Origin of the sequence: Paenibacillus aquistagni, assembly GCF_900177815.1 — a bacterium.
Classification (GTDB): domain Bacteria; phylum Bacillota; class Bacilli; order Paenibacillales; family Paenibacillaceae; genus Paenibacillus_B; species Paenibacillus_B aquistagni.
This window is the reverse complement of the sequence record NZ_FXAZ01000006.1, coordinates 265,202-285,866: the sequence shown is the minus strand read 5'-3', so window position 1 is coordinate 285,866 and position 20,665 is coordinate 265,202. Positions and strand designations below refer to the sequence as shown.

The 20,665-nt window shown below is 47.7% G+C and carries 19 protein-coding genes; 8 read left to right on the top strand and 11 right to left on the bottom strand.

Annotated features, from left to right (window positions below):
• Positions 1-217: 217 nt before the first annotated feature.
• The 4 genes from B9Y93_RS19680 (at position 218) to B9Y93_RS19665 (ending at position 6,065) form a co-directional block, all read left to right on the top strand.
• The gene (locus B9Y93_RS19680; protein ID WP_085497319.1) at positions 218-1,153 is read left to right on the top strand and encodes an ABC transporter permease; all 936 of its coding nucleotides are present in this window, start codon (positions 218-220) and stop codon (positions 1,151-1,153) included.
• 10 nt (positions 1,154-1,163) lie between these two features.
• Complete coding sequence (locus B9Y93_RS19675) at positions 1,164-2,075, top strand: carbohydrate ABC transporter permease (RefSeq protein WP_085497317.1); 912 nt, start codon at positions 1,164-1,166, stop codon at positions 2,073-2,075.
• A gap of 33 nt (positions 2,076-2,108) precedes the next feature.
• Complete coding sequence (locus B9Y93_RS19670) at positions 2,109-3,737, top strand: extracellular solute-binding protein (RefSeq protein WP_085497315.1); 1,629 nt, start codon at positions 2,109-2,111, stop codon at positions 3,735-3,737.
• 90 nt (positions 3,738-3,827) lie between these two features.
• A complete protein-coding gene (locus tag B9Y93_RS19665) occupies positions 3,828-6,065 on the top strand; it encodes a helix-turn-helix transcriptional regulator (protein WP_085497313.1) in 2,238 nt (745 codons plus the stop codon).
• A 226-nt stretch (positions 6,066-6,291) separates the two neighbouring features.
• On the opposite strand, the gene B9Y93_RS19660 is transcribed toward B9Y93_RS19665, so the two are convergent.
• Together B9Y93_RS19660 and B9Y93_RS19655 are read right to left on the bottom strand one after the other, a co-directional pair.
• A complete protein-coding gene (locus B9Y93_RS19660; protein WP_244903494.1) occupies positions 6,292-7,023 on the bottom strand; it encodes a copper homeostasis protein CutC in 732 nt (243 codons plus the stop codon).
• A 1-nt stretch (position 7,024) separates the two neighbouring features.
• Complete coding sequence (locus B9Y93_RS19655) at positions 7,025-8,029, bottom strand: asparaginase (protein WP_085497311.1); 1,005 nt, start codon at positions 8,027-8,029, stop codon at positions 7,025-7,027.
• 207 nt (positions 8,030-8,236) lie between these two features.
• On the opposite strand from B9Y93_RS19655, the gene B9Y93_RS19650 reads away from it, so the two are divergent.
• The 3 genes from B9Y93_RS19650 (at position 8,237) to ald (ending at position 10,318) form a co-directional block, all read left to right on the top strand.
• Positions 8,237-8,668, top strand: coding sequence for a YtxH domain-containing protein (locus tag B9Y93_RS19650; protein WP_085497309.1), 432 nt, complete (start codon positions 8,237-8,239; stop codon positions 8,666-8,668).
• Between the two features lie 13 nt (positions 8,669-8,681).
• Entirely contained in the window at positions 8,682-9,020 is a 339-nt protein-coding gene (locus B9Y93_RS19645; RefSeq protein WP_085497307.1) for a hypothetical protein, read from the top strand.
• A gap of 164 nt (positions 9,021-9,184) precedes the next feature.
• Complete coding sequence (gene ald / locus B9Y93_RS19640; RefSeq protein WP_085497305.1) at positions 9,185-10,318, top strand: alanine dehydrogenase; 1,134 nt, start codon at positions 9,185-9,187, stop codon at positions 10,316-10,318.
• A 105-nt stretch (positions 10,319-10,423) separates the two neighbouring features.
• Here the strand turns inward: ald and B9Y93_RS19635 are convergent, their stop codons facing one another.
• The 8 genes from B9Y93_RS19635 to B9Y93_RS19600 all read right to left on the bottom strand — a co-directional run bounded on the left by B9Y93_RS19635 (position 10,424) and on the right by B9Y93_RS19600 (position 19,636).
• Positions 10,424-11,191 (bottom strand): sigma-70 family RNA polymerase sigma factor, encoded by a 768-nt coding sequence (locus B9Y93_RS19635; RefSeq protein WP_085497304.1) that lies wholly within the window; start codon positions 11,189-11,191, stop codon positions 10,424-10,426.
• Complete coding sequence (gene rsbW, locus B9Y93_RS19630) at positions 11,188-11,646, bottom strand: anti-sigma B factor RsbW (protein WP_085497302.1); 459 nt, start codon at positions 11,644-11,646, stop codon at positions 11,188-11,190. Before rsbW ends, B9Y93_RS19635 begins: the two co-directional genes overlap by 4 nt.
• A gap of 28 nt (positions 11,647-11,674) precedes the next feature.
• Positions 11,675-11,992, bottom strand: a complete 318-nt coding sequence (locus B9Y93_RS19625; protein WP_085497301.1) for an STAS domain-containing protein — start codon at positions 11,990-11,992, stop codon at positions 11,675-11,677.
• Between the two features lie 138 nt (positions 11,993-12,130).
• On the bottom strand, positions 12,131-13,321 hold the full coding sequence (locus B9Y93_RS19620; protein WP_085497299.1) for an ATP-binding protein: 1,191 nt from the start codon (positions 13,319-13,321) through the stop codon (positions 12,131-12,133).
• Positions 13,322-13,346: 25 nt separating this feature from the next.
• Positions 13,347-14,219 (bottom strand): CheR family methyltransferase, encoded by an 873-nt coding sequence (locus tag B9Y93_RS19615; RefSeq protein ID WP_085497298.1) that lies wholly within the window; start codon positions 14,217-14,219, stop codon positions 13,347-13,349.
• Positions 14,220-14,258: 39 nt separating this feature from the next.
• Positions 14,259-17,699 carry a response regulator gene (locus tag B9Y93_RS19610; protein ID WP_085497295.1) on the bottom strand — a complete coding sequence of 1,147 codons (3,441 nt, stop codon included), beginning with the start codon at positions 17,697-17,699 and terminating at the stop codon, positions 14,259-14,261.
• Entirely contained in the window at positions 17,696-18,862 is a 1,167-nt protein-coding gene (locus tag B9Y93_RS19605; RefSeq protein WP_085497445.1) for a SpoIIE family protein phosphatase, read from the bottom strand. The genes B9Y93_RS19610 and B9Y93_RS19605 overlap by 4 nt, the downstream gene beginning before the upstream one ends.
• A gap of 171 nt (positions 18,863-19,033) precedes the next feature.
• Positions 19,034-19,636 (bottom strand): DUF948 domain-containing protein, encoded by a 603-nt coding sequence (locus B9Y93_RS19600; RefSeq protein ID WP_085497292.1) that lies wholly within the window; start codon positions 19,634-19,636, stop codon positions 19,034-19,036.
• A 210-nt stretch (positions 19,637-19,846) separates the two neighbouring features.
• On the opposite strand from B9Y93_RS19600, the gene B9Y93_RS19595 reads away from it, so the two are divergent.
• Positions 19,847-20,014 carry a DUF1328 domain-containing protein gene (locus tag B9Y93_RS19595; RefSeq protein ID WP_085497291.1) on the top strand — a complete coding sequence of 56 codons (168 nt, stop codon included), beginning with the start codon at positions 19,847-19,849 and terminating at the stop codon, positions 20,012-20,014.
• Positions 20,015-20,191: 177 nt separating this feature from the next.
• On the opposite strand, the gene B9Y93_RS19590 is transcribed toward B9Y93_RS19595, so the two are convergent.
• Positions 20,192-20,641 carry a MarR family winged helix-turn-helix transcriptional regulator gene (locus B9Y93_RS19590; protein ID WP_139829197.1) on the bottom strand — a complete coding sequence of 150 codons (450 nt, stop codon included), beginning with the start codon at positions 20,639-20,641 and terminating at the stop codon, positions 20,192-20,194.
• Positions 20,642-20,665 lie beyond the last annotated feature (24 nt).

Here is a 20,665-nt window from a genome sequence, read left to right as displayed (position 1 = left end):
AAAATATGTTGCTTGCTTGATTGAAGCCGCCCTTTTATGATGAACCCAAGCGGAAGAACGGGCCCGCGAATTACCGAAACCGCTTTCCTGCGCTCTTGGATATGGACCTATTCGCTCTAGACGAATGAACATATCCGATTGGCATACTACCTGCCTCTGCGTACGGCCGTTCTTGTTTGTCGGCCTCCATAGAGGGCTCTCATGAAAGGGGAAGGTTATGAAAGCAGCCAGTCCTGTAAGCAAGCGAAGAGGGTTCCATTGGCGCGATCATCTTCAGCTGTATCTAATTATGCTTCCCGTCTTGGCTCACATTTTCATTTTCAGCTATATTCCCATGTATGGGATTGTGATTGCCTTTCAAAATTATTACCCGGGAAAGCCATTTCTGTCTTTTGGCGGGGAGATTGATTGGGTCGGCTTTCAGCATTTCATTGACTTCTTCAACGGCCCCTACTTTGTTCGTTTAATGAGAAACACCTTTTTGCTCAGCTTTTACTTTCTCATCTTCGGCTTCTGGGTCCCTATTCTGTTCGCCCTGCTGCTTAACGAGCTGAGAACCGGCGCCTTTAAAAAGTTTGTCCAGACTGCAAGCTATCTGCCCCACTTTATCTCCAACGTTGTCGTGGCGGGCATGGTATTGTCTTTTATTAACGTTGATGGAATTATTAACGCATTCGTAAAGCTGTTTGGCGGCAGTCCGGTAGCACTGAATACGGAGCCCGGTTACTTTCCGGCCATTTATACCATCACCAGCATATGGAAGGCATTTGGCTGGGGCAGCATCTTATATCTGGCGGCTATGTCGTCCGTTGACCCTCATCTGTATGAAGCGGCAAAAATAGATGGCGCTAACCGCTTCAAGCAAATGCTAAATATCACTTTGCCTTCCATACGACCGACCATCTTTATTCTGCTTATCTTTGCAATCGGCAGCTTATTGTCTGCAAACAGTGAGTTTATCCTGCTGATCTACAACCCAATGGTCTACGAAACAGCCGACGTTATTGGCACTTATTTGTTCCGTGAAGGGCTGTTAGGAGGGAATTTCAGCTCAGGAACAGCCGTAGGCTTGCTCGTATCGCTTATTAATTTCACGCTGCTGTATACTGCAAACGCACTTAGCCGAAAGTACTCTGATTATGCCTTATGGTAGGGGGAGTTCCATGATCACTGCGCTAAAGCGAAATCCGAATAAGATCAGGCAGGGCTCCATAATCGTTGATATAATCCTGTACACGATGGCTATTGTCATTTGCCTGATTACGCTCTATCCGTTCTATTATGTCATCATCATGTCCATTAGCTCTCCACAAGAGGTTGCGGCCATGAACGTCTTTTTGATTCCAAAAGGGTTCTTCTTGGGCTCCTATGAGCTCATTCTCAAGGATGCCAAGATGTGGTGGGCATACTCCAATACACTCATATATGTAACCGCAGGGGCCGTGCTGAACTGCTTGATGGCGGTGCTTGGCGCTTATCCGCTAACCGTCAAGAATCTTAAGGGGCGAAAATGGATTGTTGTCTTCCTGCTCATTCCAATGTATTTCGGAGGCGGATTAATCCCGACTTACCTGCTCATCAACAAGCTTGGCATGTACAATACCATGTTTGCGGTCATTATACCGGGAATGGTAAGCATCTGGAATATTATTTTGGTCCGCACCTTCTTTACCACCATCCCAGAAGGGCTGAAAGAATCTGCATTTATCGATGGCGCGTCCCATTTGCAGCTGCTGTTTAAAGTGATACTGCCCATATCCAAGCCTATCATTGCCGTAATCGCCATTTATTCAGTGGTCGGCATTTGGAACAGCTGGTTCGATGCTTTGGTTTACTTGCCCAATGAGAAGCTGCACCCGCTGCAGATGTATTTGTATCGCGTCGTTGTCCAGCAATCGGTAGATTTGAAGACGCTTTCACTTGAAGATACCCGTCATGCCGTTGCAAACATGCTGTCCAGCATTCAATTGAAGTATGCGATTATCGTCTTCACTACCCTGCCTGTTATTTTTACGTATCCGTTCTTTCAAAAGTATTTCATCAAAGGGGCCCTGCTTGGCTCTTTGAAGGAATAGATGTTATCAATCATGATCTAGGGGGAAATGTTCATGAAGATTTGGAGAAAAGCACTGTTATCCTTTATGGCTGCCGTACTCGTGATGGGAACCATCACAGCCTGCAGCAGCGGCAGCAAGGAGAATGCCGGCGAAGGCAGCAATACCACAGAAGCATCAGGCAAGCTGAGGCTGCTTGGCCCAAGCTCATCCAACAAGCATATTCGATTTGACGATAGGGAGAAATATCCGGTATGGAAGGAAGTTGACAAGCTGCTGGATAACGCAGGTCTAGATCTCGAATATGAATTAGTGCCAAGCGAGCAGTACGATGTCGTGATCAAGACAAGAATGGCTTCCGGCTCTGATCTGCCTGACATCGTTAATATCTCAAAGCTTGATAATACGACCGTACTGAATCTTGCCAAGCAAGGCGTCATCCAAGATCTTACCCCACTCATCGAGAAGTACAGCAACGGCAACATTAAGAAGATGTACGATCAGGAATTCCCTTATGCCAAAAAGACCACCACCTCCCCTGACGGAAAAATGTATTGGTTTAGCAATCTTCATAAAAAAACCTATCAGGGCAAAGATCCCGCTCCTGTCTCTTTAACGATGCTGATCCGCAAGGATTGGCTTGAAAAATTGAATCTGCCTGTCCCCACCACAGCGCAGGAATATTTGGATACGCTGAAGAAATTTAGAGAAGGGGATGCCAACGGCAATGGCCAGAAGGATGAAGTGCTTGCTTATGATCCCGGCATCTTCTCAGGAGCCATCGCTCAGTGGTTCGGCTTAGGCACTGATATTACTGCTGTCGATGTGGAGAATAAGAAGGTTGTGTCGCCATGGTATCAGGAAGGCATTAAGGACTACTTCCGCTATATGCAGCAATTAGTTAAGGAGGGTGTGCTGGATACGAGCCTGATCGGAGCCCAAGGCGAACAGCGAACGCAGAAAATGACCGAGAATCAGGTCGGTTCTCTATCCGACTATAATCTCGCAACATATAATGAACCCCTTATTAAGGGTGGCGGTGAATTCCTTCCACTGATGCCGCTGAAGGCTGTAGACAACATAACACCTGCTGCACAGCTGGAACCGCCTTTTCTCGTTTGGCAGAAATATGCCATTACGAAAGATTGCAAGGATGTAGAAGCCGCCATTAAATTTTTCGATGTGATCTATTCAGAAGAGTATGCGAACCTCCTCTATTGGGGAATTGAAGGCAAAACCTATGAGCTGGATAGCAACGGCGCGAAAATATTCATAAATACGGGTTCCGAAGAAGAGCAAGCCAAATCTGGCCTCGTCGCAGGCCGGCAGCTGTTCGGAGACACCGTATTCCCGCGCATACAATTCGCCAACCTTGAATTCGAGCTTACCAGCGTCCCAGCATACAAAGCGGATAATGAGCTTGAGATTTTGAAATACACACCGTATTTTGTCAACATGAACAACAACTTCTTAGCCATTCCCAACGATCAGCAGCTTGAAAGAAAAACAAAGATTCTAACCAACCTGACAACCTACTCTACGGAGCTTGCTACAAAGCTTGCGCTTGGCCAGAAATCACTTGATGACTGGGATCAATATATGACGGAACTGAAGAAGCTCGGTCTTGATGAATTGATGGAGATCGATCAGCAGCTTCTCGACCGATACAATAGCATCAATTAACAGGTCGGCTAATAAACTGGGGAAAATGGCAGATTCCACATCCCATCACGGGTCTGCCATTTTCACGTTTGGTGCTGAGGGGGGACTGTGGTGCATCAGAGATGTTTTGGAAATGCCGCCTATCGTAAAATATTAATGTCGTATATCGCGATTATTATGATTCCCATCATCATCTTCAGCGCTTTAAGCATTTATCAGAGCATCCGGGAAGATCAGCGTGAGGAATTTCAACGACATGCTTTGGATGCAAAGCGAGTAGCCGATGTCCTTGATAATAAGCTGAATGAGCTCAAACATCTCGGCAAAGCTTTAAGCAGCGAGGCTTGGGTCATTAAGCTGATGCAAAACACAAATGTGTACGAGACAGAGTTTGACTTTCTCAAGATGCTAGAAATACGAAAAAGCTTGAATCAAGACTTCAACTCGCTCGGCATCCTTTCCTTTGGGATGCTGGTGTTTCCTGAGCAAGAGCAGATTCTGACCTCGTGGGGGACTTATCCCGCGAACAATTTCTTTGAGCGCATCGCACAGTTTGACCCTGCTGCAAAAGAAGAGCTAGCTGATTCGTTGGCTACCGCAGATTACTTTCGCATTTTGCATCCGGCCAAGGCCAATCTTTGGGGGCAAGACAAATCTGTTATTCCAGTCATCCAAAGCCTTGAGATGGTCAATCATCCAAGAGCTGTGCTCGCACTATTTATTGACAGCGCTTACTTTACTGACTATCTGAATCGCTTCAGCGGCTCTGAATATACGAATTTCAAGATTTTTCTTGAGAAGTCGGTCATTTATGAGCAATCCCAAACACAAAGCATCACAAAGAACTTAGAGGAGAAAACTTATTCGATCGTCTTGTCATCAGAAGCAAGCAAATGGCAATATGAGCTGTCTTATATTGATCCGAGCTGGAAATGGGTTCATCATTTGCTCGGCCCGCTGCTGGTCTTTGCGCTGCTCTTTATCTTGGGCATCTGCAGCGCGTTCATATTGACGAAGGTCACCTACCATCCTCTGCGTGTGCTGCTGCAGAAGCTGTCGGGAATGCTGAAGGATGCAGAATACAAGTCAGCCCCTGTCTCGGGCTCTGAATACAGCTATATTGAAAAATCCTTTGACCGCCTGCTGCATGAAAACCAGCAGCTTCAGCAATCCATCAAGGATTTTGAGAACGCCGCCAGATCCAATATGCTGCTTCGCTTGCTAAAGGGATACTTTCCGGATGAGCAGCATCTGAATCGGCTTCATAACTTTGGCATCCCTTATACGGATAATATGGTGTTTTGCACCTTCCTAGTCAGCTTTCATGCCGTTCAGGAGCTCTCTGACCTTGACCGCATGCGCAATATTGAGATGGCGACCATGATGAGAGTGGAGGAAATCATGCGCTCGCTTCATTTGGAGTATGAGTTGTTCGAGGCTACGAACGCGGATTACGCCATTATCCTCTCCAGCCGCATAGAGCAATTGACTGAAGGGAGATTAGAGCAGATCGCGGCAGAGCTCGCAGCGACGATTGGGATCACCTGCGGCTATCAGCCAGATGTGCTGCATGGCACTATTGAAAGAGGCATTGTAGGCATCAGCAAATCCTATTATGTCGCTCAAGAGCGCTTGCAGGTCGTGATGTTCTCTAGTGAGCATAGAGCCCAGCACTCTGAGGAAACGGTGCTGCATGCCGTACAATACTACTACCCTACCGATTGGGAAGTTCAGCTGATCAACAACCTGAAGATCGGCAATCTGGATACTTCTCTTCAAATTCTGCAGGAAATCAAGCTTGAAAACGAGAAACGAGCGCTGTCTGAGGGAAGCTCCGCCAAATTGATCTCCCTGCTGATGGAAACATTATTGAGAGTGCTGCAAGAGCTTAATATCGACACTGGCATCTATGTAAAGCAATTCGATAATCGTGCAGCGGCAGCCGATTCTTGTGAGATGTGGAGCTATGTGTTCGAGGTCGGCACGTTGATTTGTGAAAGAACGCAGTATTCGAACTCCGGCTCTAATATGGAAGTGGGCAGCATGCTGCTTCAATATGTCAACGAGAATTACACCAGCATGGACATCTCGCTGAAGCAGCTGGCCGAAAGATTCCAGCTGTCTGTCTCTGGTGTTTCGAAGATATTCAAGGAGAACACGGGAATTAATTTTTATGATTATCTGTGCCGCTTGCGCATGGAGATGGCCAAAGAGCTGCTGCGGGCCAACCGCTGCAAAATCGATGATATCGCTCATCGCGTAGGCTACGAAAATGTATATTCCTTTAAGCGAGCCTTCGCGCGCTACGAAGGTATCAAGCCCGATGAATATATAAAGCTGGCCAATTGATGCATAAGCTGGATCTGGCTTCATGCACATGTACATGGCGTAAAAGCGCACCTATGACTTCCCTGTTAATCTGAGAACAGAGCACCTGCCATCAGCAATTTACATCTACCTGCATGAATAGGGGCAATCTCCAGTCAAATAATCGGAGATTGCTCCTGATTGATATAACCCTATAAGGTAATACATGATTGCTTCCTTAACACCTGTTCGCCAATCCTAGGCTGTATTATACCAAGACGGCCTGATCAAGCAGTTGGCGGAGCTCTTGCACACGTGCTGCATCAATCGGCTGCATGGCATCCCCACTTCGTCTCACGCCAGATCCTAAGTGAACATAGCTTACTCCTGACTCACGCACAAAGTCCGTAATATTCTGAAGATTCAAGCCAGCTCCAGCCATGATATGAATCCCCTGAGGACCTGACTCTTGAAGAAGAGCCTTGAATTGTTCTACTGCCTCTGGAGCGCGATCTGCTCCTCCAGAAGTTAATATATCCGTAATCCCCTCATACTGCTGCACCGTCTTGAATGCCTCAAGCAAATTCCGGCTCTCATCTATGGCGCGATGGAAGGTCATCTTCATGCTGCGAGCCGCTTTGAACACCTGCTCCAAAGCTCGCTCATCCACCTTTCCATCTTCCGTTAATGCGCCGAATACGATCGCTTCAGCACCAACAGACGCAATCAACTCTACATCTCTAACAATCGTCTTCATATCATCTTGATCATACACAAATGAACGTGCATGAGGTCTAACCATAACACGCACTGGAATGCTTGCGGTCTCTACTGCCTGTTCTACCAGAGCAAGACTAGGTGTCAGGCCGCCTTCTTGGATTGCCGTGATCAGCTCAATGCGATCAGCACCAGCTGCTTCCGCGCTTCTCACATCACTTAATGTTGTACCGATGACCTCCAAATGAACACGGTCTAGCTGTCTTCTTACCTGCTGCATCATATCATCCTCTTTCCAGGCGAAAGACGGGACGACGAGACCCGACTGCAACGCCTTGATCATTATGAATATCGATAGGGAACGTTTCCTTTAATCGCTTAATCGTTTCGTTGCGGCGATAGCCGATCTGCTGCAAGATCTCGGTCACGACATAGGCGCATTCCTCATCATTGCCGTCATCGATCTTCACAGCAAAGCCAAGCTGCTCCTCCCTGAGCGAGAAGCCAAAGATTCCTTTGAACCCGCCCTTAGCCGTAATATTATCGTCTTCCATCAATACAGAATCCAATCTGCCTGTTCCGCCAACAAGAAGCGGGTATTGGATCATGGCTTCACGAACGCGTTCAACTGCTGTTCTCATGGAGGCATCAGCAAGCTTCTCAGGACAGGCAATATGTAAGTATGCTCGCGCGATGGCAGGAAGCGGCAGGGCCAACACGGGGAACCCGCAGCCATCCACCCCAGTGCCAAGCTCCTCAGGCCTAGTCATCGACATCTCGGCAATGCATGCGGCAATCTCTTGTTGTGCCGGGTGCTCCGCATCCGCGTAACGCGCTTTGTCGTAACCAGCGTGCTGGCACCAGGCAAGGACTCCAAGATGCTTGCCTGAGCAGTTATGGAAGCGCTTCTCCTTATAACCTCCGTGCCGAATCCACTCCTCCTTCGATTGATCGTGAAGAGGGTATGAGGCCTGACAGATCAACTCTTGCTGCTCAATGCCCGTTGACTGCATAATATGGGCTAGCGTATCCATATGAACAGGCTCACCTCGATGCGAGGCAAGCATAATGGCAAGATCACGTGCATGCAGTCCATAATGTTCGAGTGCTCCGCTCCTTACAACCGGAATAGCCTGCAACGGCTTCCCTGCAGATCGTAAAAATCGTGGTCGTTCCATATCACCCACAGCATATACGATCCTGCCGCTTCCATCAACTCCACAGATCGAGCCAAGGTGCTCGCATTCCAGCCAGCCGTTGCGCGTTTCTTCAATTAATCGTTCGCTCATGTGCTTATCTCCTTCTGCCTCTTCATGCTCATTCCTATTAGCGTTCGCTACTTTTCCATCAATTATGTCGGTGTATACAGTAGACGACAATGTGCAATCGCAGCACATTATCGGAAAATAAATGAAATGGCTTGTTTCGAAAACATCCAAATGGTGTAATTCCATTGTAAACGTCAATGATGTAATTCTAAAGAGGAGAGATGTGACATGAGTACGAATCAAGAAACAGCGGTACAAGAAACGACTTGCGAGCGCAACTGCTCAACTTTCATCAAAGGAGCGATTATTGGCGGCTTGGTCGGCGCTGCTGCTGCTCTATTGCTTGCACCAAAATCAGGCCGCGAGCTGCGCTGCGATCTTGCGGAAGGCGCTCAGAATGTAACCGGCAAAACAAAAGAGGTTGCGCTTGATCTTAGCTCTAAAGCGGCTACGGCTGTTAAAAATGCTGGAGAAAAGGCGGAAACTGTTGTATCAGGCGTTAAAGAAGCTTCCACCGCGATTGCGACTTCCGTCAAAGATGCTACAACAGGTGCAGCCCATCAGGTAAAAGAAGCGACCATTCAGGCGGTTCAATCAGTTAAATCCGCTTCCAGCGATATTGCTGAGGGTGTAGTAGAAGAACTGAAAAAAGAAGACTAAGAGGCTTTGAACCATGAATCTGCATCGTATTGTTCTGGCCCCTGCTGAAGCGGTGCGAGGCGTATTCCGCTGCTATGGTTTCACAGGAATTCGAAGCAAAGACCACGAGCTGTTTGTCCTTAGCTGGCAGCATGAGCAGGAAGACCAAGATCGGCCTTCCGTCATGCTCCATGTGCCAGCTGAGTTGCTTCCAAACGGGCAATTTCGCATCGATGCAGCACAGGTGTCATTTGCAGGAAAGACGAAGGTTACCTTTCGTATGAAGCGTCAGGCTTGGCTGCTGCTTAGGCAGTGTTTTTCATTGATTGATCATCAATACTACAAGACAGCGAATCCTTCATTCATGAATTAACCCAGATCTATCCTTGCTGATAGATCTGGGTTTTTTGTTTATTTCCCTTGGTGATAAGCAACAATAAAATAAATTGACATTCATGAATCTGAACGAAGTGATATATCGCTTACATTGCTATACTAAATGACAAGAAGTAATGAAACATATCAGGGGGATTGAACATGATTATTGGGGTACCGAAAGAAATCAAAAACAATGAGAACCGCGTAGCAATTACACCTGCTGGAGTGGATGCGCTGGTCAAGGCCGGGCACCGCGTGCTTATTGAGACACAGGCGGGAGCAGGCAGCGGATTCACAAATGAAGATTATACCTCTGTGGGAGCTGTCATGATCCATGAAGCAGCTTCTGTCTGGTCTCAAGCTGATATGATTCTAAAGGTAAAAGAGCCTCTTCCAGCTGAATATCCTTACTTCCGAGAAGGCCTCATTTTGTTTACGTATCTGCATTTAGCAAATGAACCTCAACTGACGCGCGCGCTTGTCGACAAAGGCGTGATCGCGATTGCTTATGAAACGGTACAAGTTGGGCGCACGCTGCCGCTCCTTACGCCAATGAGCGAAGTAGCTGGCCGCATGGCATCCCAGATCGGAGCTCAGTTCCTAGAGAAGGTGCATGGCGGAAAAGGCATTCTGCTAAGCGGCGTACCAGGCGTGCGCAAAGGCAAAGTCACAGTTATCGGCGGCGGTGTTGTCGGAACCAATGCTGCTAAAATTGCACTTGGGCTAGGCGCTGAAGTGACCATTGTTGACTTAAGCCCTGATCGTTTGCGCGAACTGGACGATATGTTCCGTGGTCAAATCCAAACCCTAATCTCCAACCCCTTCAACCTCAAAGACGCTGTAAAAGAATCGGACCTCGTTATTGGCGCAGTACTCATCCCGGGCGCAAAAGCTCCAAAGCTCGTTACAGAAGATATGATTCAGTCGATGCAGCCTGGATCTGTAGTCGTTGATGTAGCCATTGACCAAGGCGGCATTATTGAGACAGTGGATCATATCACAACCCATGACCAACCTACCTACGTCAAGCACGGTGTTGTCCATTATGCAGTGGCGAACATGCCTGGTGCCGTTCCTCGCACCTCGACGCTGGCACTAACCAACGTAACCATTCCTTATGCTCTTCAGTTAGCGAATAAAGGCGTGCTTAGCGCACTCCGCAACAACACGGCTCTGCTTGCAGGTCTTAACGTCGCATGTCATCAGGTTACGTACGAGGCAGTCGCGCGCGATCTTGGGTACACCTATCTGCCCGCATTGGAAGCCTTGAACCGCCACATGGCGCACGCCTAATCTGACCGAATAACGCAGCTTGCTCAGGCATACCAAATAAGCGTGAGTCTTCATAAGAAGCTCACGCTTGTTTGATGTATGGGATGAATGTTAACAATTGCTCCATTATGTCGTCCCTTGCGATGACATAATCTGCTTCAGCTTGTCGGTTGCACGCCGCTGAATCCGGGAGACGCTCATCTGCGAGACTCCAAGCTTCTCGGCTGCTGCCCGTTGAGACAAGCCCTGCTCAAAGACAAGCACAAGCACTCGTCTTTCCTCTTCTTTAAGCTGCTTCATCGCCTCGAGCAGATCCATCTTGCGTTCAACCGCCTCAAAGTCATCTGCATCCGAACTGATAAGCTCGCCAAGCGTCGCTGCGCTTTCTTCCTGTGAAAGAGGAGTGTCAAGCGATACATAATGATAGCACTCCCTGCCTGCTAAGACCTCTACAGTCTCTTCTACCGACAGATCAAGCTCCTTCGCAATCTCTTCAACAGAGGGGCTGCGCTCAAGCTGAACGGTAAGCCTGTCGATCGTCTGCTGAACAAGTGCACCCTTCTCCTTAATTCGTCTTGGGACCTGGATGTACCAGGACTTGTCCCGAAGGAAGTTCTTCATATGGCCGATCATGCTCTTCATGGCATAGGCTTCAAAGGGAACACCCAAGGAAGCGTCGAACTGCTGAAGCAGACGAAGCAATGCCATATTGCCGACCTGCATCAAATCCTCATAGAGATCCGGACGATTGCGTGAAATTTTCCCCGCAGCCATCTTTACCATCGGTTCAAATCGTTGAATCAGTATCGTGGCGATATCGTTATCTTTGGTTTCTTGGTATTGGCGAATCAAATCAATCGCATCATTAGGCTGATGTCTGGGGAGTAGACTCATTGGTGTTCCTCACTAAAAGTGATGGATTTCTTCATCCGTACTTCTGTACCGCGACCCTCCATACTGTTAACCTCGAGGTCATCCATAAGAGCCTGCATGAGATAGAAACCCAAGCCCCCTGTCTCGACATCCTCAAGTGGAGTGTCATGCCAAGCACCCGGTTCTTGTGTCTTCTCTTCTGCATCAAAGCTCTCGCCTTCATCGCGAATGACAAGCTCCAACTCTTGATCGCCAACATTGAATACGATATCAACTATTCCGCCATCACGCTTGTAGGCATACAGTACTGCATTGTTGCATGCCTCAGATACAGCTACCTTCATATCTTCGATATCCTCAAAAGAAAAACCCATCTGATGAGCAATACCGTATAAGGTTAAACGAACCAAATCAACATATTCAGCTTGTGCCGGTATAGACAATCTTACCTGCTGCTGTAAATTAACATCAGCCATGATTCAATTCCTTTCAAATATCATTTTCTTAATTAGAGGCCAAAAACTTCGAAATGCCGATCATATCAAACAGCTTCTGCACTTGAGCTGGTATATGAACGACCTGCAACGGAGCATTCATCTCGCTGCGAGCCTTCAAAATAGAAATCAGAATACCGATGCCAGTGCTGTCAATGTACGTAAGCTTGGACAAATCAAGGATTAACGACACCTCTCCATCGTTTGCCAGAGGCTCCATAAAGCTTCTGAACTCACTAGCTGCAGCAAGATCAAGCTCTCCTTGCAAAAATACCGTTAGCTGATTGCCTTCTTGTGTTGTCTCCACATTGAACTTCTTTCCATTCATAACATTTCCTCTCCCCGTGAGAAAAACAATTTTAACGCCTGTTTCCAGCCGTTACATTTGCACACTTTCCTTAAACTATAACCGGATCTCTATTCATTGAAACACAATAGATGACAATTTCGAACCCGCAATATTATCCTATTGCGTCAACTGGAGCTTCACCGTAAACTCCATGAGCGCTCCTGAATCCAAGGATACTGCCTGGATGTCGCCCTCCATCATCTGAATAATGGACTTGCTAATTGCAAGCCCAAGCCCGCTCCCGCCAAATTTGCGATTCATGGATGAATCAAGCTGTGAAAAGGGTTTGAACATCTCATTGAGCTTCTCTGCCGGTATCCCAATGCCCGTATCTTCTATCTCAATGTGAAGCGTGCACTGGGCGCCCGCCTCATCTAATTCTTCCATCTGCACGCGCACTGCAACGGTGCCTTCTTCCGTAAACTTTACCGCATTGCCAATCAAGTTGACGAATACCTGACGAAGACGAATCATATCGCCGCGCAAGCACATTGGGACTTGTTCATCCACATGGCTTGTCAAGGTGAGCGGACGCTTGCTGATCTCTGGCGTAAATAATTCAAATACACCTTGGATCAAAGAACGAATCTCAAAGGGATATTCCTCAAGCTCTACCCTTCCCGATTCCATTTTTGTAAAGTCCAGCACATTGCTAATGGTCTTGATCAATGCATCTGCACTGTTGTATATCATATCCGTATACGTGCGCTGTTCAGGAGTCAGCTCTGTGTCCTGAAGCAAATCAATCATCCCCAGCACCCCATTCATCGGGGTGCGAATCTCATGACTCATTACCGCTAAAAAATGGGTGCGCGCCAACGCAGCCCGCTCCGCATCTTCCTTCGCAGCAGCAAGCTCGCGATTGATGCGCTCCAGCTCCTCTGTCTTCTGTCTTAGCAGCATCTTCTGTGCCACAAGCCGCTTCTGTGCAAGAAACATGCCGACAAAGCTGTGTATCTTAGACTTCAAGATATGGGGGACAAATGGCTTAACCATATAATCAATGCCGCCAGCGGAATAGCCGGCAAATAAATGCTCGGTCTCTTTATAATTTGCAGAAATGAATATAATCGGGATATTCATCGTTTTCTCCCGCGCTTTAATCCATTTTGCAGTCTCAATGCCGTCCATGCCCGGCATCTGCACATCAAGCAATATTACGGCGAACTCTTCTTTCATGAGATGGCGCAGCGCTTCTTCGCCTGATGTTGCTTTGACTAATCGATAATTCTCCTCAGACAGCACAGCCTCCAAGGCGAGCAGATTCTCAGGACGATCATCCACGAGCAATATGTTGATTAGTTCCACCGTAACCTTCTCCTTTCTTCATCACTCATCGAACCTTGCGATAAATTCTCTCCTGAGCATCCACCTCTTCGTATCGAGAGCGAACAGCCGTATAGTGAATCGACTCCTTGGAGCCAAGCACTAGGATGCCATCTTGCGCCAGACTGTCATAGATCAATTGATGAACACGATCTCGAAGCACGTCATTAAAATAAATCATGACATTGCGGCATAGGATCACGTGAAATTCATTAAAGGACTTGTCTGTGGCCAGATGATGATCCGAGAAGAGCATATATCTGCGCAGCCTTGGATCGAATTCCACCTTGCCCTCTTGCGTGACCTTATAGTATTCAGAAAAGGAGCGCTTGCCCCCTGCCTGCAAATAGTTCGTCGTATATTGCTTCATCTTCTCCAAAGAGGACAAGCCTTCTCGCGCCTGCTTCAACGAGGCGAGATTCATATCCGTCGCATAGAGTCTGGAGCGATCCAGCAAGCCCTCCTCCTCAAGCAGGATTGCCATGGAATAGACTTCCTCGCCTGTGGAGCATCCAGCATGCCAGATACGTATGGCCGGCAGCTCTCTAATAGCTGGCAGCACCTTCTCTCTAATCGCTTTGAACACGGTAGGGTCGCGGAACATCTCCGTCACAGGGATCGACAGCGTCTCAACCAGCCGTTCTGCTGCCTCCCGATCATATAATAGACGCCCCTGCAGTGCTGAGATGCTGCCGAGCTGTTCCTTATATACTTGGTGCCATATACGGCGTCGAAGAGAAGGGAAAGCGTAATCGCGAAAATCAAAGCCGTATACTCGAAACATTCCTTCTAGCAACAGCTCAATCTCGACTTGCTCTCGATATTCGTGATCTTGGCCTCGGTCCAGAGTCTGGTTGAAGCCGAACCCCTCTTCAAACATGACAACCCCCTTCTCTGTACTTCCTTAATCGCCGCACGATCATTGATGCAGCCACACTCTCATTAATGACAGCAGCTGATCGGTCTGGAACGGCTTGCTGACATAATCCGAAGCTCCTGCCTCAATACATTTATTGCGATCTTCCTTCATCGCTTTGGCTGTAAGAGCGATGATCGGCAGCTGCTCATATTCAGGCATTTGACGAATACGCCGCATGGCTTCATAGCCATCCATCTCCGGCATCATCATATCCATCAGCACAAGATCGATCGGCGCCTCCTTGGCGGTCAGCAGTTCAAGCGCCTCAAGTCCATTCTCTGCATATTCAATGACCATGTCGTATTGATCAAATACACTCGACAAAGCAAACACATTTCTCACATCATCATCAACGAGCAGAATCCGCTTGCCTGACAAGTTCTGATCCTTGATATATTCGAAGCGCTCGTTCACAATCACGTTAGAGGATGGAACAGATGTTTCTTCGCATTTCAGCATGCCCATAATGTCATTTTGCAGCACATCTCTCGAAGCCTCACTCTTCCATATCCATCGATGCGCATACGTGCGCAGCTTACCTTCATCTGCATGCTGCAGCGCAGCTGTATAAATAATAATCGGAACCTCACTCATCTCTGGCGTATCCTTGACACGCATGACAAGATCGGCAGCTTGCATATCGGATATATTCAGATCCATCACGATACCGTCAATCTGCTCACGGCTAATTATCTCAAGCGCGTCTTGTCCTGTGCTTACGATGGTGATTCCAATGCTCGTATGGGTTAAGCCTGAGATCAATTCCTGCGACTCCTGCTCCTCTAAGCCAACCAGCAGGAGACGCTTCTGACAAAAGATCCACTTCACCTTTTCCTCCAGCTCACTAGAGATCGGCTCCGCCTTCATGCCACCACATCCGCAATCGCCCATGGAAGGTGAGAACGCCAGCGCTGGCGCTGCCTCGGCATGAGCCTGCTTCACCACATCAACTCCGCTTTCACGCTTCTTCTCTAATGGCTCTTCTTCAGATGATGCCGTCTTATTTGCGTCTTCTCCTCGGATCTGCCCTGGTTCAGTTAGCCGTTCAAGGATCTCATCAAGAGGAGACACTGCACGCGTCTTCGTTAGCTGCTCCAGCTTAAGCACTTCATCTTCTTCCGTATAAAGTGGAATAAGCAAGGTAAAGGCACTTCCCTCACCCGGTGTGCTCTTCACCTGAAGGTTGCCTCCAAGCAGGCCTGCCAGCTCGCGGCTGATGCTTAATCCAAGCCCCGCGCCGCCATACTTGCGGCTCGTCTTGCCATCAAGCTGCTGAAAGGCTTCAAAGACGAGCTTCTGCTTGTCCTCAGGGATGCCAATACCCGTGTCCGTCACGCGAATGGCCATAAATGGCGTATGAGCAAGCAATGTGGTCTCATCATCCATACCTATTTTAAGACTTACAGATCCTTCATCCGTGAACTTGAACGCGTTGGACAGCAAATTGCGAATAATTTGCTTCAAGCGATAACTGTCTGTAATGATCGTATCCGGCAAATCATCACCCAGTTCAAGCTTGAAATCCAGATTTTTCTGGGAAGCAATCGGATCAAAGCTGTCTCTCATAAACAGCGCAAGCTCCTTAAGATCCACGACTTCATAATTAATATTCAACTTTCCTGCATCAATCTTGGATAAATCCAAGATCTCATCTATCATTTTCAACAGGTCGGTACCTGACATATGAATCGTTCGAGCATACTCTACCTGCTTCTCAACGAGATTGCCGTCTCGATTCTCTGCCAGCAACTGGGACAGAACAAGCAAGCTGTTAAGCGGCGTGCGAAGCTCATGAGACATATTGGCCAGAAATTCCGACTTGTACTTTGATGCGAGCGCAAGCTGGAGCGTCTGGCGCTCAAGCGCTGTCCGCGCAATCTCCAGTTCCTCATTCTTCTCCTGCGTCGTCTTCATCGTATCTTCCAGCATTTTCGTTTTGGACACAAGCTGTCTATTGTAATGTTCCAACTCTTCCTGCTGTCGCTGCAGCAGCTCCTCAGAGCGCTTCAACGCATCGGTTTGTGACTCAAGATGCTCATTGGAGCGTCTCAGCTCTTCCTGTTGAGACATTAGCTCCTCTGATTGACATTGAAGTTCCTCTGTCAACGCTTGAGAATCTCTAAGCAGCCCTTCTACGCGCAGACGGCCCATCACCGTATGAATCACGATGCCTAGACTTACTGCAAGCTGCTCCAGCAGCTTATGTTCAAGCTCTGTGAACGAACTCTTAGAAGCAAGCTCCATTACCCCAATAACACGATGTTCAAACTTAATAGGATAGAGTACAATCTGCTGCGCCCGAATTTCACTTAAGCCTGTACGCATGGATATCGTACAATGATCCATATTTGACAGCACGATTGGATGCTTGTCAGCCGCGCATTGTCCTACAAGACCAACACCAACCTCAAAGGATGGCACAGCTTCGACTGCATGCTGTGATGCATAGGTGCCATACAATCGCAGAGTATCTGGAGAATCCTGCTCATCTCGAATATAGATTGCCGCATACTGCGCATTCATCACAGGAGTAAATTCATTTACAAATGTTTGACCGACTTGATGCAGATTCGTTGCTCCATTAAGCTGCTCACTGATCTTCGCTACTCTGTTATCCAGCCATGCCTGATCATTTTGCTGCTTGCGAAGCTTGCCTTCCGTCTGCTTGCGCACCTCCAGATCTTCGACCATCTGTTTGAACACCTCGATGACCTCACCGATCTCATCATGGGTGTGCACCTTCATTTTACGTATGATCCTGAGTCTGCCAGCCGCAAGGCTTCGCATCATCATCGACATCGTATTCAAGTTCTTAGTCACGCCTGGAATCACCCATAGCGAGACAGCAATACTGACAGCAAAGCCAAGCATCATAAAGCTTGCCGTCCAGTCAATTGCCTCTTCATAAGAACTCTGGGAGGCTTGGAGCTGGTTGTCCATTAGAATCTCATAATATTGGATGAGGGAGCGAAGATCTTCGAGAAGCTTCCGCTGGAAGGTCACACCCACTTCATTGCGAAGCTGATTGGCCTTCTCGATCTCATTTGCTTCTCCAAGACTTCCCGCTCGTTCCACGAACTGAATATAGTTCGCCCACGACTGCTCAAGCTGAGCAAGCCCACCCTTCTCTTGAACCTTGTCAGCTGTATTCTGCAGCAGCTGGATGGCTTGCTCAATTCTTCTCTTATAACGCTGAATCTCCATGACGGACTGGGAACGATCTGTCTCTACATTCAACAGCTCATTCACCAGCTCCGCCGATATATTATTGGCATCGTTCATAATGTTGGATACCGCCTTGACCTTCACGAAGCGGTCATTATAGAACACTCGCATATCTTGCTGCATTTGAGTCATCTGAGCATAAGACATAACGCCTAGCGATACCAAGACGACCATAAAGGAAGCGAAACCGAGAACCAATTTGGTCCTTAATTTCATGCTGTGACTCCTCCTGTTCCCTTCACATGAACCCATACCATACATTTATCATCTTCTCTGCCATAAGGCGTGTCGAACAGTTCCTTCCACGGACTAGCATCTGATGATGGGTATTGTTGTATCAGGTAGGCTAATTGCGCAGCTGACGTGTCCGGATCTTCACCTACGGCTTCCGTTAAACCATCGGTATAGAGCAGCATCCGGTACTCGCCTGTACATTCGATAACTTTCGTCTCAATATCGAGGGTTGGGAACATGCCGACAGGGTAGCCTGTCGTTACCAAGTTCTCAATGCGGCCGTCCTCCATCACGATCACGCCTGGCGGGTGCCCTGCATTTGCATATTGAATCGTGTTGGCCTCTACATCGATAATCGCATAGATCACGGTCATGTAATACAACATCAAGTTGCCGCTCATATGCACCTGCTGGAACTTAGCATTCAGCTGCTGCAGGACTTCATGCGGAGCTCGGCCGCTCATGACATTGTTGCGGAGCTCTGAAGCGATAAACATGCTTAATAGCGCAGAGGATACCCCGTGCCCCATCATATCCAGGATCATGACGCCATATTTGCCTTCTCCAATAGGAAACCAGGCATACAAATCACCTGCCAGTTCTTCCGAAGGCTTGTAAATGGCATGAATGTGCACATGCTCATCCTCATAAGGCTCCGTCAGCACCGAGGCCTGTACACGAGCGGCAAGGCGCAGCTCCTCGCGGATATGGCGGTCACGTTCCTTGTGCCAGTCCTTCTCCTGCTTCAGTCGCAAAGCCAATCGAATGCGAGCAAGCAGCTCAATTCGATTAACAGGCTTCGTCACATAGTCGACAGCGCCTGCATCCAAGGCTTCCGCCAAAGTCTTGGAATCCCCGATCGCCGTCACCATAATAATAGGGATATCCCTCAGCTCCGGAATATGCTGAATATGCCTGCACGCCTCCAAGCCATCAATCTCAGGCATCATCATATCCAATAGGATCAGATCCATATCAGGCTCAACTCGTTTATCGGTATACGTCCCATCCCGGTTCAATCCAAGCTGTTCATACATCTCGCGAGCGGATGATACCGTATGAATGCCTGTATAACCTGCTTTACGCAATATTTCTCGAATCAACATTATATTCGTCGGATTATCATCAACAACCAGAACGTTCACCATACGATTCTCCTCTCGTTAGCTTATCTCTACTATACCGAAATCCGAAGACGTGAGCACCTCTTTTGTGAAAAAGTTATCATGTGTAATTTCAGGAACGACCTTCTCTTTTTTGTATTTGCTCTCAAAAAAGCCCGTCTATCATAGATAGACGGGCTTCCATATTATATTCTATGATTTACGGAACAGCTGCCAGGCTTGAACGCCGAGATCCACCCATGCTTTCCATTGCTCGGGATTAACCGTCTTCTTCGCAGGAGCTACAGGTGCTGCAGGGGCTTCATAAGCTGCTGCCGCCTCAGCCATGCCTGCTTCCCATTCAGGTGACCCATCCGCCGGGACCACCTCTTGAGTTGCTGCAGGAACAGGGAACGGAACCGTATTCGATACTTGTGCAGCAGGCTTCGCTGGCGCTTCCTTCTTAGGGGCTTCATCGAAGCGCTTCGCTGCCTTGCGAATGCCTTTGCTAAAGCCAACGGATACGGACTTCAGCACCGAAGTGATCTCTTCCAAGGCCTCTCCGACATTCTCTACGGAATCCACAACAGGCTCAAGCTTCTTTACCTGCACGTGGATGTTGGAGGTCATTTCATTGGCTGTGGACACGACTTCTTTTACATCAGTGGATACCGCATCAATGGTTTGCTGAATATCAGCTAAGGTTTGCGTGGCTTGATCCAATGAGGTTTTTGCAGACACCAGTGTTTTAATCAAATAAATGACAAGCACAACAAAAGCGATAGCTGCAATAAGGGCACTAATTTCAATAATCATAAGGGAGCTCCTTTCGGTATGTATACGCTCGCTGCGATGTATGATCACATTGACATGAAGCAGATATTCATCAACTCTATACCCTTTCCCGGTCATATTCAAACAAAATTCCCCAAAATTATTTTTCCTGATTAATCCATGCACGCTCTGGTTAATGACATGACACAACGAATCCTTAAATGTTAGTAGTTGGAAAAGGAGGGATACATGATGTTAAGATGGGCTGCTATTTTTCTAATCATTGCTATCGTTGCTGGAATATTTGGCTTCTTGGGCATTGTAGAGGCTGCGGCTTCTATCGCAAAAATTTTATTTTTTGTCTTCCTCATTCTCTTTATCGTGTCCTTGATAACAGGAAGACGCGGATCATCACGCTAGATGAGCGTTTCTAAACGATGTGCTCTCTTCACCTTCACCTAACCACCTAACGAAGAAAGCAAGACATAACAAGACGACCGTCCTCGGCATGTTCAAGGACGGTCGTCTAATTGTAAAGAAACGCTCTCCGATTAATAAAAAGGGAATAAGGCTCTAATGTTGAGTATCAATGCTATGCTACTCTTCTTCTGGTATCATCAGTTGTTCGATATTATTCATAATCTGTCCGCTCACCGCTACATACACTTTAAAGTCCTCTTCCGATACATTCGTAAAAAAGCGGGCAAACAACTCTTGACGGTGAACCTGTGTCTCTTCGACTAGCTTGTGTCCCGCATCGGTAATATCCAGATATACCGTACGTCGATCTGCATCATCACGTCGGCGAACAACCATCCCAAGCTCGATCAGCTTGTCGGTGATTCCTGTTACAGCTCCAGCCGTAAGACGAAGCGACTTGGCAACTTCCGTTACCTTCAAGGAGCCTTGCTGGCTTAGCTGCTCAAGAACACTGAACTGTGTTGGATTCACATCGTGATCCATTTCCTCCATCCACAGCTTATTGATGCGCCGCACAATCGTCCGGAATTTGATTTGCAGCTGGTATAATTCATTTTTAGTCGGCAATCGATCCACTCCATTTCTAACTTC